Source organism: Paenibacillus hamazuiensis (assembly GCF_023276405.1).
Lineage (GTDB): Bacteria > Bacillota > Bacilli > Paenibacillales > NBRC-103111 > Paenibacillus_AF > Paenibacillus_AF hamazuiensis.
Genome location: NZ_JALRMO010000001.1, coordinates 2747304 through 2762228 on the forward strand (window position 1 = coordinate 2747304; position 14925 = coordinate 2762228).

Annotated in this window: 10 protein-coding genes; 2 read left to right on the top strand and 8 right to left on the bottom strand. The window is 53.1% G+C overall.

Features of this window, described 5'->3' with window-relative positions:
* Nucleotides 1–18: 18 nt before the first annotated feature.
* The 3 genes from MYS68_RS12070 to MYS68_RS12080 form a co-directional block, all read right to left on the bottom strand.
* Nucleotides 19–5271: a macro domain-containing protein gene (locus MYS68_RS12070; protein ID WP_248926074.1), complete on the bottom strand. Its 5253-nt coding sequence runs from the start codon at nucleotides 5269–5271 to the stop codon at nucleotides 19–21.
* Between the two features lie 138 nt (nucleotides 5272–5409).
* Complete coding sequence (locus tag MYS68_RS12075; protein ID WP_248926075.1) at nucleotides 5410–5844, bottom strand: VOC family protein; 435 nt, start codon at nucleotides 5842–5844, stop codon at nucleotides 5410–5412.
* Between the two features lie 183 nt (nucleotides 5845–6027).
* On the bottom strand, nucleotides 6028–6996 hold the full coding sequence (locus tag MYS68_RS12080) for an aldo/keto reductase (RefSeq protein WP_248926076.1): 969 nt from the start codon (nucleotides 6994–6996) through the stop codon (nucleotides 6028–6030).
* A 428-nt stretch (nucleotides 6997–7424) separates the two neighbouring features.
* On the opposite strand from MYS68_RS12080, the gene dapA (MYS68_RS12085) reads away from it, so the two are divergent.
* Entirely contained in the window at nucleotides 7425–8315 is an 891-nt protein-coding gene (dapA, locus tag MYS68_RS12085; protein ID WP_248926077.1) for a 4-hydroxy-tetrahydrodipicolinate synthase, read from the top strand.
* Nucleotides 8316–8468: 153 nt separating this feature from the next.
* Nucleotides 8469–10118, top strand: coding sequence for a stalk domain-containing protein (locus MYS68_RS12090; protein WP_248926078.1), 1650 nt, complete (start codon nucleotides 8469–8471; stop codon nucleotides 10116–10118).
* A gap of 98 nt (nucleotides 10119–10216) precedes the next feature.
* Here MYS68_RS12090 and pdxA read toward each other — a convergent pair whose 3' ends face one another.
* The 5 genes from pdxA to MYS68_RS12115 all read right to left on the bottom strand — a co-directional run bounded on the left by pdxA (nucleotide 10217) and on the right by MYS68_RS12115 (nucleotide 14898).
* The gene (pdxA, locus tag MYS68_RS12095; protein WP_248926079.1) at nucleotides 10217–11209 is read right to left on the bottom strand and encodes a 4-hydroxythreonine-4-phosphate dehydrogenase PdxA; all 993 of its coding nucleotides are present in this window, start codon (nucleotides 11207–11209) and stop codon (nucleotides 10217–10219) included.
* On the bottom strand, nucleotides 11206–12489 hold the full coding sequence (locus MYS68_RS12100) for a four-carbon acid sugar kinase family protein (protein WP_248926080.1): 1284 nt from the start codon (nucleotides 12487–12489) through the stop codon (nucleotides 11206–11208). Before MYS68_RS12100 ends, pdxA begins: the two co-directional genes overlap by 4 nt.
* Nucleotides 12490–12587: 98 nt before the next feature.
* Entirely contained in the window at nucleotides 12588–13490 is a 903-nt protein-coding gene (gene dapA, locus MYS68_RS12105) for a 4-hydroxy-tetrahydrodipicolinate synthase (protein WP_275983466.1), read from the bottom strand.
* A 39-nt stretch (nucleotides 13491–13529) separates the two neighbouring features.
* A complete protein-coding gene (locus MYS68_RS12110) occupies nucleotides 13530–13691 on the bottom strand; it encodes a hypothetical protein (RefSeq protein ID WP_248926081.1) in 162 nt (53 codons plus the stop codon).
* Between the two features lie 37 nt (nucleotides 13692–13728).
* On the bottom strand, nucleotides 13729–14898 hold the full coding sequence (locus tag MYS68_RS12115; RefSeq protein WP_248926082.1) for an iron-containing alcohol dehydrogenase: 1170 nt from the start codon (nucleotides 14896–14898) through the stop codon (nucleotides 13729–13731).
* Between the last annotated feature and the right edge of the window lie 27 nt (nucleotides 14899–14925).

Consider the following 14925-nt stretch of genomic DNA (forward strand, 5'->3'; position numbering starts at 1 on the left):
AAAGTGTAAAAAACGCACTTAAGGAAAATTGTTGAATATAATTTTCGGCCTGTATCCGCTCATCTCGCTGTTCAAAATTTTGTCGACTGCCTGATGGATGGCTATCGCCGTTTCATTCTCGTTAAAGCCGTAAATGCCGGAGCTTATATTGCAGAAAATAATTGCCGTCAGCTTATGATTGGCAGCTTCCTGAAGCACGGATCGGACGCAGTCCTCGAGGACGGTCAGCGGCTGGCCGAGACGGTTATCCGGGCCGACTGTATGAATGATCCGATGGATGCCGTCTCCGGTCAGTTGGCCGCCTGTCGTCGACATCGCTTTGCCTTGGCCTTTATCCCAATACTTGGAATTGCCCTCATCCTGCAACCATGCTTGAGCCTCATCCGTAATACCCGCTCCCGCAACTTCATGGATCGCACCGTCAATGCCGCCACCACCTTTTAGCGATGCATTCGCTGCGTTGACAAGTCCCACGCGATCCGTATCCGGTTTGAGCGACGGGTCGATATCGGTCAAACTGAACGGAATCGCCACTTGCTCGACAGTTCCGAACAACGAATCGCTGAATACGGTCACGATATTCGGAATCGGCTGCCGTTTGTACAGTTCACCCGTATAAGGGGCGGCTTTTGATGCGGTCGAAGCTTGTTTTTTAACGGACGAGCCCGACATGACAAAGCCCGATTCCCGCCATTCGCCGTGTTGAATAAATTCCTCCGCATCCATTAAATTGAACGCGCCTTTGTCCGTCGTAAAGGCGCTCCAATGAACCGAGTTGCGGTTCATCATGCCGGCTACAATAGGCCGTGGCTGCGATGCGTTGTACACCTCCAAAAACTTATCGCGCAATCTTTCATTGTCTTGAAGAAGGTTCATGATCGTTCCGGGATCCGCAGCCCTAAACGTAATTCGCTCGGGGTTCGCTCCCGGGTCGTCGATAAGCCCACGCTGTATCAGCGTTTGAAGCTCTGCCGCTGTGAAAAATGCCGCCCGCTCCCCTTCCTGTTCATCCAGAATCATTTCGTGTTCCTCCCGCACGCGGATATCCGCCGTTTTCCCGGTTATCCGGTAACGATAGTACCGATCGTAAAGAGTCAGAAACCGCCTTTTTAAATCCTCGGGCAGATTGTTCAGCGCTTCCTGCACCTGCCCGCGATCCATCAGCCGGAAATAGATGCGAGGATTTTCCGTATCCATCGGAACGCCTTCTATGACGTTGGCTGCATCGGATCGCAGCAGCCCGATCTCCTCTTCGGTAAACGCAACCTCCGCGCCATTGTTCACCGTATGCCCCTGACCATCTCCGTCCGTAAACGTGTAATTCACGGCGGCGCTACCCGCCTCTCCGCCACCCATATCGAGGCCGAACGGAGTCGATATCGCCAGGTGAATGCCGAAGTGCCGGGCCAATGCTTGCAGCTCGGGCGCCCCTCCCCAAGTGTATTCCTGCTCCATATGGCCCAGGTACATTTCCTTTCCGACTTCGATAAACCATACGCTGAGCGCTTGTTTTTTCTCGTTCAAAAAATCTTTTAGCCGTTCGTCCAGGCTCTGGGGAGGCGGGTCCGACAACGCCTCCTCGCGCTCCATAAATTCGTTTAGAGCGTCGAGGGTTACCTCCTCCAGACGCTGTACGCCAGGCGAATTCGGATCCCGGAACAAATCCCCGCTTGCTCCCTGCGGAATAAGCCCGAGCCCGCTTCTTACCTTGTTTTCCAATGTAGCGAGCAGATCAAGCCGTATAGATTCGATCAAGCCGTCATTCCTCCGCAGCGCTCCCACGGCGAGCTGTCGAATGACCGGCTCAAATCGCTGCTGCAGCCCGCGCGAAGCGGTTCGAAGATGCTGATCAATCGCCTCTTCGCCATACTCCGAAACGAGCTTCGTCAGCTCGTCTGCGGAAATTGCGTTCGGGATATAATAATTGAGCCGCTCCAGCACGTACGGCTCCGACAGGCAGCCTTGACGGATAAGTCCGATCAAAGACAAGCCGAAGCCGTTAAAGGCGCAGTTGTTATCCCCGACGGTTTCCCATTTCAGGAACGCATCCGTAGGAAGCGCCCCTTTCGTATTCATCGAGAAAGAAGAGTCGACGGCATCTTTTGGCTCCGTCCCAAAACTTCCGTGGAAGCCGCCTCCTCCGTATATCGCTCTGGTTTGGTTCGACTTCGCCGCACGGGCGATCAGGGCGTGCACGTTCGCCACGCTTTCGTTATAAATCGGTTCGAAGTAAGGTTTATCCGCCAAAGCCTGGGCTTGATCGTAGAACTTGTTCAACAGCTCGTTGAACGATGAAAGATTTCCCGCTTCCAGCTGCTGCTTCATACGTGTGGTAAGCACCTTGAAATAAAATCTGACATTTGCCTCAGGACCGTTATTCTCGAGTTCTTCACGATCGAATTCGATCAGGCTGTCCGGTTCGTACGCCATGCTGAGAAACGTTTTGACCATCGCGGTCAGACGATCCTTGTTCTCCTCCGTTATTCCCTCCTCCTCTTCTTGGGATAATGCCGCAAGCTGCTGAAGAATGGCATTGATCAAATAATGCATAGGTTTCTTTTCCGTCCAGGTGACTTTTTTCAAAATCGATATCACCTTCTTGTTTTGCAGCTTTTCGTCCGTAGCCGCTCCTTTGTCGCTCATCGCATTGTAATTTTTGAATTTATCGGAAGGGGATAAATTCGTTGCCTGGTTGACCATCATATTCAAAATGCCCATCGGAAAGCTGCGGACGGTTTCCACGATGTGGTAAACCCGCTTCAGTCCGCCGAGCCGGTCAATGGCGCTGCGGTACGCGGCCAGCGGCTTGTAATAATCATTTTCCAAACTGGATGCCTTACGGTTTGATATGGATTCGACGGCGTCCGCAAGCTGCTCGAAGTCAGCCAAATGCTCCAGCAGCTGCTTCATGCTCTCCACTTCCCCGAAAGACAAATCGGCCATAAAGGCGAGGCTGTTCTCCCCGGCCTTTTTATTTTTTGCCAAATTGGTTATCTTTTGCTGTTCGACGGTGACGGGCTCGCCCTCTTCTTCCGCCGCTTTCAACACTTTTAATGCCTTGACCTGCTCTTGCAGCAAATTTTTTCCCGTTTTGAACAAATGCCCGATCGGGTGGAACACGTCACTTGCAATATCTCGGTATTCCCCGAAATCTTTATCGTAGATCGTGCTGGCCCGTTCGGAGTCGATCACCAGCTTATAAAAGGGATGGTACGGATCCGAGGTCAGCTCCAGTCCTTTGCGCAGGTTCGCCACATGCTTAACCGCCGTAGCCTTATTCGGATCTGCGTTGGCCTCGAACATTTCAAGGAACGTTTCATCCTTGAGCATTTCGTCCTCCAACACCCGCAGATGCCCTTGGGCGGCGGCCTTGTCGATCAGCCAAGTCTCAAATTCGTTAAACTTTATGGGGCGCTTGGCATGCTTCGGCTTATCTTGCCCGGTCTCCGACAAATCCATCGGTTTGGATTCGCTTGCATTCATGCCGTAATGCACGCGCATCAGCTTTTCGAACATGCGTTCGACCGCCTTGAATTCGGGCCAAGCGAAGATTGCATTCAAGTACGGGTTGTCCGCCAGCCTCCGGCTGACATGCCGGTCCATCTCCTCACGGTCGCCGCGCTGCTCCAGCGCGAACTGCCGAGCTCCTTTCTTTTCGTAAGTTTTGGTGGCCGCTTTCTCCCAGTCTCCCCCCAGTTCACGGGCAATCTCTACCGGGGACATGGACCCGACTTGTTCATCCGGTTCCGCCCCGCCAGATGAAATCGTCTCGTCGTCCATGGCTGAAACGGGTTTGTTTTTATCCCTTAGCTTGTTATAAAATACGTCCAGCGAATCGCGCAGGCCGACAAGCACTTCATGCCCCGAAGCGTCGATCATCAGCTCGTTAATGATCGTTTGCGAAGCGACAAGCTTGTACTGTTTGCCGTATAAAAATTGGTAGCCGTCCGATTTGCCGGAAGCTCCTTCAAAGTTCATGACATTTTTTACCGTTAGTGCTTCGACCGCTTCCTTCACGGAAATGTCTTTGCGGGTCAATGCCTTTTCCAGCAAAACGGTGTTAATCGCTCCTCCGGCCAACCGGCGTCCTGCCTCCAGCCGCCAAAGCTGGTTCATTTGCCAGCCGACCGTTCGAATCTGCTCCCTCTCTTCAGCGCTGACCTCGGTTTCCGGAATATCGTTTACAATGTCGGTAAAAACGGCAAACGAGGGGGCGGCAACAAGCCTCAACAGCAAATGTCCCGCCTGGTTCGCTTTTTTAAGTTCGCCGAATACGGCAAGAAGGTTTGCCCGAATGTCGTCGTAGGTGCCGCCGGGCAGTATGGATTCTCCCAAATTAAAAAATGCCAGCTTCGAATTGCGGGTATACCGGCTAATGTTCTTAGGCGGCTTATCGCTGTCCGCATGCAGCTTCTGGTACTCCCACAGCGTCTTGATGGCGCCGAGTGCACTGTTGATCGATTCCGGCACCGGAACCTGTTCGTCCAAAAACTCCTCCATCGCTTTTTGAAAAATATCCCGCATCAGCTTCAGCAGCTTGGTCTGGTCGTAGTCCTTGTCCGGCATAAGCGGCTTCGAGCCGATCTCCCCGTCCGGCAATTGGGCCTTTCGGTATTCGATCCGTTTCTTTTTAGTATGGCGCGGATTATCGCCTTTCTCATCTTGGGGCTCGCCGTAATTCTCTCCCTGAGTCTCCGAATCGCTCCCCCGCTTCCGTTTGAGGCTTCCTCCGTCGGCTGCCGTATTTGCAGATTCCTCTACCCGGTTTTCTTCGGTTCCGGAGTCCTCCCTTCGATTTTCTTCGGTTGCGGAAAATAATCGAAGCAGCACCTCATCGGTTATTTGGAACGCGGCTGTCTCGGCTTCCTCCTGCATGCTTTCGCCCTTCGGCTGCGTTTCCTTCTCCGGTTTTATAAATTCCGCAGCTATCAAACGCTGCAAAAAATCGAGCAAGTCGTCGTCCACCCGAACCCATTCCTTCTTCATCTGGATCGGTTTCCGCTGTGCAGGCGCAGCGAGGGCTGCCCCGGCAAGAGGCCTCCGCTCTGCATTCCTGCCGGCGCCTCTGCCAGCGGCAAGCAATAAGGCGAGCTCCCTGTTCCCGAGCAGGGACTGGAGCTGAGCCACCTGACCATATGTTAGCGATTCGGGGGTTGTCAGCATGCTTTGCAGAACGTTCTGCAAATTTGTCGACGGTTGTTCCGCAGCCGGCTGATGCCGTTTGCCTTGGCCCGGCAATACCGCGGTCCGGGAAGGAGTTTCTTTAGGCATACACAGGCCTCCTTCGTAGCTATGTTTCGTTCCATCAGGTACATATTCTCCAAGCTACGCCGTTTCCCTTCACGCGCCTTAAGTCGCACAAACGGCGGCTGCTGTTCGCAGGCCGCCGTTCATTACTTGTATGAGACGTTACCGTACCGGTACTCCCGCGGGCACCGGCTGCTGCCACACCTGAAACTTGTTGCCGTCCGGATCCTTGAAATTGAGCTGCAGGCCGCAGCCGCCTTCGTCCCGCACTTCCTGCTCCACCCACACGCCCGACTCGCGAAGCGATTCATCCAGCGCGCGAATGTCGTCCGTTTCGAAGCAAATCGGAAACATTTCAAACGGCGATCCGTCTTCCGTCCAGGCGGTCGTCGTAAAATGCAGCGGGTGTCCGTCCGGGCTCGGCAGCAGGAAAAGCCACTGTCCGCTGTCCATGATCATGATGGCTCCCCGCCCCGGCTGTACCGGGGAACGCAGCTTCAGGCCGAGCACGCGTTCATACCATGCGGCCGATGCGGCAACGTCCGTCACCGGCAAGTAAGCGCATTCGATGCGCTTTAACAATGCTTTCTTTTTCATGGGAAACCCTCTCCTTTATAAAGGATTTGCGCAAACCCTCCTTGTGACAGATCTCCTCTATTAAACGAACGGCCGCGGCGAATCCATACACCTCGTTGATTTTACGGCTCAAAAATGATGGAACAGATTTTTATTGGACTAAAAGACTCCCCAAATCGTGGAGTCTCCAAGAAAATCATGCACCTAATTCCCATTCTCCAAATATGCAAGTTGCTCGCCCGTAAAATGAACCCGATCCGCAAGCATGCATTCGTGCAGTTGTTCGCGGGTGTAACACCCGACGATCGGAATCGTTGAAAACGGTTGCGATAAAAGATAACCTAACACCACTTGGGTGACGGTTAAGGAGTACTCCGCCGCAAACTGGCGGACCCGCTGCAGCCTCCCGCGATTTACCTCCGTACGGTAATGCGGTTTGATTTGCCCGTCATCAAACGACAGCGCCCCCGATGCCAATTTGGTAAACAGTCCCTGTGCCTGGGATGAATAAGGGACGGCGGTCAGACCGGTTTCAAGATGAAGCTGCTTAGACTCGCTGTCCATGGTAACCAGCGTGGGATCGCCCAACTGCGTTCGGTCCGCCTCCGCAAGGCTCCACATCATCTGGTTCCCGGAAAAACCTTGAATCCGATGCGCAGCTGCATACTGCTGAGCTTCCCGGATGCGGGCGGCGGTCCAGTTGGAGCAGCCGAAGTAGCGGATTTTGCCGGCCTTCACCTGACCGTTTAACGTTTCCAAAATTTCTCCGATCTGCCGGTTCGTGTCGTCCCGATGAAGCCAATACAGGTCGATCGTATCCACCTGCAGCCGCTGCAGGCTGTCGTCCAAATCTTGGACGATTTCTGCCGGCGACAGCCTCGGAACGTTCATCGTCTCCAGCCGGGGATGCGCTCCTTTGGTGGTGACGATCAGCTTATGCCGGTTGTTTCTCGATTTCATCCACCTGCCAATCGTTTTCTCGCTGACGCTCGGTTCGACCGGAAGCCAGTTGGCATATACCTCGGCCGTATCGATCATATTTCCGCCAAGATCGGTATACTCGTCCATCAGCCTGAACGACTCTTCCTCATTCAGCTTGCTGCCCAAAGCGACGCCGCCAAGCGAAATCGAGGAGCTAACCAATTCCGTTCCGGTAATCTTCGTCCGTTTCATTTCAGCAACAACTCCATTCTTCGGGTTTCGTGTCCTTAGCCCCATCGCTTCGTATAATTGGATCGCATCCGTATTAAATTCGGCGACATTGAGCTCACTCATATCCGCAACTTTCACTTTGCATACTCGGCCTCGCTATAAAAGTCAGCGCTTACAGAAGATCCGGCCGCGCCGCCGCAAATCGATCAACGCCGCAGCGTCGTCCATCCGGGCTTCCCTGATCCGTCTGCCCATCGGCATCACCTTCAGTGAATATTTTCCTATGTCCTAACTTTAACCGAATTCAATCCAAAGGGAAAGAATATTTATCTTTTCCATGATAGTCAATCATCGATATTATCGATGCTGCAGATCGGTTTTTATCGATAACTCCGCTGAGCGAAGCCGTGTTAGTATAAGCTCAATAACCGCAATGGGAGTGAAAAAACATGTTAAACGAACGGGATATGCGAGGTATTTTTGTTCCGGTAGTAACCCCTTTTTTGCCGAATGAGGAATTGGATTTGGATTCGTTCCGGAAATACGCAGGAAACCTGCTGCGGCAAAATATTCAAGGTTTGGTCGTTAACGGTACGACCGGCGAATCGCCGACCGTTTCCTTGGAGGAAGTAACCGCCCTTGTGCAGGTCGTCAAGATCGGCATGGCGGAACATAAAGTTCGCATGCCGATTATATTAGGCACGGGAACAAACGATACCGCTTCAACGGTAAAACGGACGGAGCTGGCCGGGAAGCTCGGCGCGGACGCTGTGCTTGTCGTAACGCCGTATTACAGCCGTCCGTCCGAGGAAGGCATTATCGAACATTTTCGCAGGGTGGCGCAGGTCGGCGTACCGGTCATCGCCTACGAGGTTCCCTCCCGTACGGGTATTCGGCTTTCTGCAGCTGCCATTCTCAGGATCATGGATTTAAACGGGGTGATCGGGTTAAAAGACAGTTCCGGAGGCACTTCGCTCATCTCCGAGCTGACGCGCCATGAAACGAAACCGGTGCTTTGCGGGGACGATCTGTTTTTTCACGCCATGTTAAGCCAAGGCGCTTCCGGCGGCATACTGGCGTCGGCCAACATGGAAACGGACCGCTTTGCCGATGTTTACCGTCTTGCCGATCAGGGCGATTTCACCGGGGCGAAAAAAGCATTCGATTCCCTTTATCCGCTCATCGAAATGTTATTCCGGGAATCCAACCCCGCCCCGCTCAAATGGCTGATGGCCCGCAAGGGCATCCTATCGTCAGCCGCCCTCCGTTCCCCGATGGGACCGATTACGGCAGCGCTGCAGCAGGAGCTGGAGCATGTTTTCCAACTTCGTGCACAATAACCAAACCGAACCGTTTACCTAAGAACCTCCCACGCCGCTGTTTTTCCGTCTTAATTTTTTTTAAAAATCAGAAAATTGACCAAGGAAAAATCAGGGATTGCAGCGAATGATTACAATGCAATTGCATGCAAATCAATATGGGAGGTTCGAAGAATGCGAAAAAAGATGTGGTTAACAACGGCCGCGGCGCTTACCTGCAGTTTGGCGCTGGCATCCTCGGCGGCATTTGCCGCCGAACCGGTCAAGTCCGACATGCTGCTGCAAATTAACGGCAAGGATGCCGAATTTGCAAACCAAAGCTATTTGGTGGACAGCAGCTTGTATGCGCCTTATGAAGCGGTTGCGAAACAGCTTGGTGCAGAAGCGAAATGGAATGCGGAAACGAAGACGTTGACGATGCAAAAGGAAAGCAATACGCTGGAGCTTAAGGCCGGCAGCCGTTCGTACAAAGTGAACGGACTTGAGCTGGCTGCGCCCACATCCCTACAGGTAACGGACACAGCGGTGCTCGTACCTGTTCGCGTCGTGTTCGAAGCCTTCGATTACCGGATCGGCTATGACAGCAAAACCCGCTTTGTCAGCATGCAATCGAATACCGACGCCAAACCCGCCTTCAAGGTGCACGGCGTAACCCAGGACGGCTACGTCACAGGCAGCGAGCTGAAAGTTTCCGTCTTCGCCTTCAACCATGCCCTGAAAGATTTTGCGCAAGCGAAGGAAGCCAAAGCCGGTGAAGGCCATATTCATCTATGGCTTGACACCGATAAGCTCGATCCGCAAACGGCGGTGAAAGCGTTCAAAAACGAACCGGTCGTGTTCAAGGACCTGAAGCCGGGCGAACATACGCTCACCGTTCAGCTTGTCGGCAACGACCATAAACCTCTGCAGCCGGATATTAAGCAGGTTATCAAATTCCACTCCGTAACCGTCTCGATTTTGAAGGATCTGGATCCGGACAAAGCGACGGGCCTTCGGATCGAAGGCGTGATCGCCGACGAGAAACACCGCGTGTATACGGTCGAAATGGATAGCAAGAAGCTGTACCGCATTATGGCGGATACCGGCCAAACGGACGTGCTGACCGTGCTGCCGCGGACCGCGACTGGGATGGCTTTCGACGCCGAAGGCAATCTGTTCATTGCGAGCGGCGGCGAAGAAGGCGTTGTTTTCAAAGTCCGCAAGGCGGATCTGGAGGGCGGACCGTTCGAAACGTCAAAGGTCGAGACGTATATCACCGGAACGCAAGGCGCAAACGGTGTGACGTTCGACTCCAAGGGCAACATGTATGTCAGCGGCGGCGCGAACGGCAACATTTACTTGCTGACGAAGGGCGGCGAATTATACACCTTCAAGAGCGGCATAACGCCGGAGCGCCAGGAGCAGATGATCACAGTGAACGGTGTAGCCTTCGGCAAGGACGGCAAGCTGTACGTGGCCAACACGAGCTCCGGCGAAGTGAACCGCTTTGCGATCAACGAGGACGGCTCGCTCGGCGCGCGGGAACGCGTTGCCCAAAGTCCGCTGCTGTACGGCGCGGACGGACTGAACTTCGGACCGGACGGTGCGGTGTATGTGGCGGCGAACGAGCGCAACGCGATCGTGCGTGTCTCCTTGGACGGCAAGGTGACGGAAGTCACGCACAACGGCAACGGCGGACCGCTGGAATTCCCGGCGAGCCTGCATTTCGTCGGCCATACGCTGTATATCAGCAACTTCGACCAGCCGCGCGGCGATAACCGGCCGAACGAGCCGGGCATCGGAGCTTCGGTCGCGAAGATCGAATTCGGCTCCTCGAATAAATAGCAGCGTTATACCCAGGTGGATTTGCTGAAAATCGCTTGTGAAAAGAAAAGGGCTATCCCGGTTAGCCGTACGGCTCCGGGATAGCCCTTTATCGCTAATTACTTCGGAGACAGGTCGGCAGCCGCTTGAATGGCGGCGAGCATACTCCTTTCATCCGCTATGTTTTTGCCCGCTATATCGAAGGCGGTGCCGTGGTCGACGGATGTGCGTATGATCCCTCCGTTAAGCCCTACCGTTATATTGACGCCTTCTTCAAGCCCCAGCACCTTGATGGGAACATGGCCTTGATCGTGATAACATGCGACCACGATGTCGAAATCTTTGCGAACCGCCCTGAAAAACAACGTGTCGGCAGGATAGGGACCGCTCGCCTGTATGCCTTCCGCTGCGGCCTTTTGTATGCCCGGGATTAACTTCTCCTCCTCCTCCCCGTTGCCGAAGAGGCCGTTTTCTCCCGCATGCGGGTTAATGCCGCAAACGGCAATCCTCGGATTGACGTAACCGGCCCGGCTTAACGTTTCGTGTGCCAGCTTGATCACTTTATACGTACGCTCGGGAGTGATCGATTCGATAGCCTTGATCAAGCCTACGTGGGTGGTCAAATGAATGACCTTAAGTTTGGGCGAAGAAAGCATCATCGAGTAATCTTCCGTCCCCGTCAAATCCGCCAAAATTTCGGTGTGGCCCGGATATAAATGACCGCCCTTTTGCAGCGCTTCCTTGTTCAACGGAGCTGTGCAAATCGCATGAATCTCCTTGGCCATCGCAAGTTCAACCGCTTTTTTCAAGAATTGAAACGCGGCGTCGCCGGCTTTCGGAGATATTTGCCCTAACGGAAGATCGTCCGGCAGCAAGTTCATGTCCAAACAATCTATCGTCCCCGGCGCATATTTCCCTTCCCTTACATGAGGGATCGAATGAACGGCAGCTTCAGCCTGCACGATGCGGGCGGCGCGTTCCAATATAGCCTTATCCCCGATTACGACAGGCCGGCATATTTCGTACACAGACGAATGCGCGAGTGCTTTCACAATCACCTCCGGGCCTATGCCTGCAGCGTCTCCCATAGTGATCCCGACGATTGGTTTCATAATGGACCTCCTTGAAGTTTTTCTACCGCCTTTATCATGACCGACTCGGTACCGAAATTGCCCGCTTTGGTCACGGCAAAAATCTCTTTCTCTTTATAAAGCCTCCCCAGCGGAACCCCCGGCTCCACTTCGTCAAGCAGCTGAAATTCATCGGTCTGAAGCTGCCGAAACACTTGATGCGCCGTGTCTCCTCCGGTAAGAAACAGATGCTGCAAATCAAAACGCCGGATCAGAGAGACGGTCAATTCACCAAGCGCTTCCGAAATTAAATTGCTCACCTCGACCGGTCCGAGGCCGTATCCGCTGCCGATTTGCTGCGTAATCTCCACCTGATTGGACGAAAACAGCGCCGTATGGCGGCCTTGAAGAAAAGCGGCTTCAGCGAGCTGCATCACCCGCTGCCGTTCCTTTTGTTTCGCTTCCCCGTCCAGCAGCACATGTGCCGATTCCAGCTCAATTCCGGTCACATTGGGGGACGAAAGCAGCTGCTGCAGCTGCTTTCGTCCGGTGGCGCTGACGCTCCCTATGACGAGCAAAACAGGTTGTTCATGCTTAGCTATGGCGGCTTCCTTTTTTTCCTGCCTTAATCCATAAGCAAGCGGCAAATATTTCATTAAACCGGCTGAGCCTACCCAAATGACAGAATACCCGGTCTGCTTCAAAAACAGAACGAGACGGTGCAAATCCTCTTCAACTGCGGAATCCGCCGTTATGTAAGAAATGTTTCTGTTTTTAAACGATTTCAGTTTTTCCGCAACGGCATCGCGGCCCTGATTCAAATCATGGCAGGATAGGTGCCCCACTTCCCGCTGCGCTTGAGTTTGAATAAGCCGGCTGACGAGGGAATCTTGAACCGGAGTTTTCGGATCCCGCGCCACTTCCGTCTCATGCAGCCGCTTTCCGTTCAGAAAGTGAACCCCGTCGATGACCTGGCGTCCGTTTTCCGGGTAAGCCGGCGCAATAATGACGAAATCCGGGCGAAAAACGTCGTAAACCGCATTGATTTCTGTCCCGACATTTCCGCGCAGAGTGGAATCAATTTTTTTATATACGACATCAAAAGACTCATTCCCTATACGTTCGCACACTTTTTTTACCCGTTCGTACGCTTCTGCTCCCGAAACGGCGCGGCTGTCCGTATCGATGATCACGGCGTCTTTCACCCGCAAAGCTTCTGCATCGCCGTTTAGCGCAACGGACACATCAAGTCCGTAGCGGATTAATTGACCGCCGCAATCGCATGCCCCTGTCAGATCGTCCGAAATTATGCATAAGCGCATATACGAAATCACTTCCTTTTGGCCAATTTGAAAAAGCAGATCGGGGCCGCCAGGCTGCGATCCTGCTTCAACAAGCCCGGTTATTCGCCCTTGAGCAGTTACGCCTGCTTCAAAAAGCCTTGTTCACGATAGGTTTGAACCATCTTTTCCAGCTGCCCCTTCACTTCGGCGGACAGCTCGCCTACCGGTTTTCGCGAAGGTCCGGCCGGAACTCCGATCATGTTCAGCACTTCCTTAAGCACCGACGGCAGCGTCCCCAGTGCAAAAGCGCTGCGGAGGCTGCGGAGCACCCGCTGAGCCTTTTCCGCTTTCGCCAGCTCCCCTTGCTTCCAGTGCGAATAAATCGAAACCACCTCTTCAGGAAACACATTGGCCGTCGAGGCGATCGCTCCTTGGCCGCCGGCCATTAAGGTCGATAATATCAAAGAGTCCGTCCCGGCCAATACCGAGAACGTCTCGGGATCGGTCTCTTGGATGTAGGCCAAAATATGATCGTAGCTCCCGCTGCTGTCTTTAATGCCGACGATATTCGGCAGCTTGGACAGCTCCTTGACCGTACCCGCCTGCAAATGATTTCCGGTTCGCGCAGGAATGTTATACAGCACGATCGGCAAGGACGTGGAATCGGCCAATGTTTTGTAATGGTCGAGCAGTTCTTTTTGCGTAAAGGTCAAAAAGTAAGGGGTTATGACCGAAACGGCATCCACGCCGATTTCCTCCAGCTTCTTGGTCAGGCGGACGGTTTCTTCCGTACTGATTCCACCCGCTCCGATATATACGGGGACCCTTCCTTTGACCTCATCCACCACGATTTCGGCAATGCGAATTTTTTCTTCGCCGGTTAATGAGAAGAACTCGCCGTTCGTACCCAAACCGAATAACCCGTGTACCCCCGCATCGATAAACTTGTTGACCATTTGCCGCAATGCGGGCTCGTTCAGCTTATATTCCTCGGTGAACGGTGTCACCATAGCGGGAATGATGCCTTTTGGAATTAACAAATGAGCTCCTCCTCATGGTTGATATCGTAACATACCGCCTTATAACCCGTTGACGACATGCTGCGGTCTTTTCTTGTTAATAAGCACATCGATGATATTTTTCACGCAGGTCATGCTGAGCGTATTAATAGCGCCGCTGGTGTAGCCGGCGATATGCGGCATTGCGATAATATTGGGAAGCTCGAACAGCGCCACTTTCATAACGGAATCGTTTCTCCTTTCTTGAGTTTCAAAAAAGCTAAACCAATAGTTTAAGATAAATCGATTCGATATCCGTCAAGTTCAGCGGCTTGGGATTATTATTTAATAAACGCGTTACTTTGGAAGCGGATACAGCGAGTTCCGGAACATCTTCCCGCTTCACTCCGAAACTTCTTAAATCCTGCGGAATTTCCAACAGGTTCGTCCACTCCGCAATTCGCTCCACTACCCGCTCGGCTGCACGCAAAGCGGATCCGCCTTGAACATGGATTCCCATAGGTTCCGCCACCAAGGAAAGCCGGTCTGCAGTGGCATCCATATTAAAGCTCATAACATGAGGCAGAAGCATCGAATTGGCGACGCCGTGAGCAATTTTGAACTTGCCTCCCAAAGGATACGCCAGCGCATGCACGGCGGCCGTACCCGCAGCCGTCAAAGCCATGCCGCCATACATGGAGCCGAGTATCATTTTTTCTCTGGCATCTATACTGTTGGAGCCGTTCTGATATGACTCAACAATACCGGATGAGATTAACCGGATGGATTCCAAGGCAAACATATCGCTTATCGGATTCGCTTTGTTGGAAATAAACGATTCCAGGGAATGAGTGAACGCATCCATTCCCGTTGCAGCGGTAATCGGCTTCGGCAAGCCCAATGTCAATACCGGATCGATGATAACCAACTTAGGCAGCAAAAATTTGCTGATAACCCCTACCTTCAATTCTTCCTCAGGCAATGTCACTATCGCATTGGGAGTCACCTCCGCTCCCGTCCCCGAAGTGGTCGGAACAAGAACGGTCGGAATGCCCGGCTTTTTGACCAGATCCGTCCCCAAAAGCTCCCGCACCGAGCAATCGTTTGTTTTCAAGACGGATAAAATTTTCGTCGTATCGAGCACGCTTCCGCCTCCGATACCGATCAAAACATCGTAAGTTATATCGGCTATACCTGCAAAAACCTCTTCGATATTTCCTACCGTCGGCTCCGGAAGGACACCGGTATTCACATCGGCATGTATCCCTTTGCCGGACAGCTGCCTTACGATCTCGTCAATGACACCGAGCTTTATAATCGAAGGCTGCGTGACGATTAAAACCGATTTTACCGGGACTCCCGTTAAATGGAGGTGATCGCACAGCTGTTGAAGCGAATTTTGTCCCGCCGCGATATGATTTGCGGTTTGAAACCGGTACAACGCTTTCATTTCCTCAACTCCTTGTCGCTGCTTCCC

Bases quoted from the DNA above. Each gene is read 5' to 3' on its own strand.
- MYS68_RS12070 (WP_248926074.1), bottom strand. From the start codon at position 5,271: ATGCCTAAAGAAACTCCTTCCCGGACCGCGGTATTGCCGGGCCAAGGC.
- MYS68_RS12075 (WP_248926075.1), bottom strand. From the start codon at position 5,844: ATGAAAAAGAAAGCATTGTTAAAGCGCATCGAATGCGCTTACTTGCCG.
- MYS68_RS12080 (WP_248926076.1), bottom strand. From the start codon at position 6,996: ATGAAACGGACGAAGATTACCGGAACGGAATTGGTTAGCTCCTCGATT.
- dapA (WP_248926077.1), top strand. From the start codon at position 7,425: ATGTTAAACGAACGGGATATGCGAGGTATTTTTGTTCCGGTAGTAACC.
- MYS68_RS12090 (WP_248926078.1), top strand. From the start codon at position 8,469: ATGCGAAAAAAGATGTGGTTAACAACGGCCGCGGCGCTTACCTGCAGT.
- pdxA (WP_248926079.1), bottom strand. From the start codon at position 11,209: ATGAAACCAATCGTCGGGATCACTATGGGAGACGCTGCAGGCATAGGC.
- MYS68_RS12100 (WP_248926080.1), bottom strand. From the start codon at position 12,489: ATGCGCTTATGCATAATTTCGGACGATCTGACAGGGGCATGCGATTGC.
- MYS68_RS12110 (WP_248926081.1), bottom strand. From the start codon at position 13,691: ATGAAAGTGGCGCTGTTCGAGCTTCCCAATATTATCGCAATGCCGCAT.
- MYS68_RS12115 (WP_248926082.1), bottom strand. From the start codon at position 14,898: ATGAAAGCGTTGTACCGGTTTCAAACCGCAAATCATATCGCGGCGGGA.